General features: G+C 71.0%; 1 protein-coding gene. It reads left to right on the top strand.

The genetic code is table 11. From position 1 onward, the window contains the following. Window positions 1-243 precede the first annotated feature (243 nt). Window positions 244-1,149: a LysR substrate-binding domain-containing protein gene (locus tag FKV24_RS09570; protein ID WP_111265027.1), complete on the top strand. Its 906-nt coding sequence runs from the start codon at window positions 244-246 to the stop codon at window positions 1,147-1,149. Window positions 1,150-1,302: the final 153 nt, after the last annotated feature.

Here is a 1,302-nt window from a genome sequence, read left to right as displayed (position 1 = left end):
CGGCACCTCGCTGGACGCCTTCGGCGTGATGTCTTCGGCCACCGAGAGATCCCACAGGTGGCCGTGCAGGAACAGCAGATCCTTGTAGATGCTCATCGTCGTTCTCCGGTTGGCGGGCCGTCCGAGGGGAGGGGGGGTGGACGGTCCTGGGGGACGAGTTGCAAGATACGCTCAAGCCTAAGTGCCAAAAAGCGACACTTTTGCAAGTGTTCGTTGAACTGAATTCAAGTCTGGAGCATTGCCATGGCCCGTCCTCCGCTGCACGCCCTGCTCGGCTTCGCCGCCGCCGCCCGCGCCGGCAACCTGACCCGAGCCGCCGAGTCGATGCACCTGACCGTCAGCGCGCTCAGCCACCAGATCCGGGGCCTGGAGGAGCGCCTGGGACGGCGCCTGTTCGAGCGCAACTCGCGCGGCGTGCGCCTGACCGCCGACGGCCGCCACCTGATGAGCCGGGTCGCCCCGCACCTGGATGCGCTGGAGCTGGCGCTGCGGCCCTACGGTCCGCGCCACGACGACATGCTGACCCTCAGCGTGACGCCCTCGGTCGCATCGGCCTGGCTGGTACCGCGGCTGAGCGGCTTCCTCGCCGCCCATCCGCAGGTCCAGGTCAGCCTGCAATCGACCGCGCGGGTGACCGACTTCGAGCACGATCGCGAGGTCGACGCGGCGCTGCGGATCGGCCGCGGCCAATGGCCGGGCCTGGTCAGCGAGCATCTGTTCGACGAATGGGTCGCGCCGCTCGCCAGCCCGGACCTGGTCGCCCGGCTCGGGCCGCCGCGGCTGTCCGACCTGCAGGACTGGCCGCTGCTGGGCGAACCCGACGACGGCAATGAACAATGGCTGGCCTGGTTCGCCGCCCACGGCGGCGAGCCGCCGACGCGCTACGCGGCCCATTTCGACGACACCGAGGCGATATTGCGTGCGGCCGCCAGCGGCGTCGGGGTGGCCCTGGGCCGACTGACCCGCGCGCGCCTGCTGATCGAATCCGGCCACCTGGTACGCCTGAGCAACGAGCGCCTGCGCACCAACTACGCGCACTACCTGGTCTACCCACAGCGCTCGGCCGACCACGCCGGCCTGCAGGCGTTCCGCGGCTGGCTGCTGGAGGAGGCGCGCAACTACGAGGCGGTGCTGGAGGAAAGCCGCTGAGGCACGCGCCGCTGCAACGCGGCACCCGCGGCGCCCGCCATCGGGTAGGCTGAGCGCCCCAACCCCCGGAGGCATTGCATGACCCGCACCCTGCTCGCCACCCTCGTTCCGATCCTGCTGCTCGGCGCCTGCGCCGCGCCGGAGGCGCCTCCG

The sequence above is a fragment of the Marilutibacter maris genome (genome assembly GCF_006546735.2).
Taxonomy (GTDB): Bacteria; Pseudomonadota; Gammaproteobacteria; order Xanthomonadales; family Xanthomonadaceae; genus Marilutibacter; species Marilutibacter maris.
The sequence above is the reverse complement of the archived record's forward strand: the minus strand, read 5'-3'. Positions and strand labels throughout refer to the sequence as shown.

Coding starts and splice junctions, on each gene's coding strand:
- FKV24_RS09570 (WP_111265027.1), top strand. CDS start 244: ATGGCCCGTCCTCCGCTGCACGCCCTGCTCGGCTTCGCCGCCGCCGCC.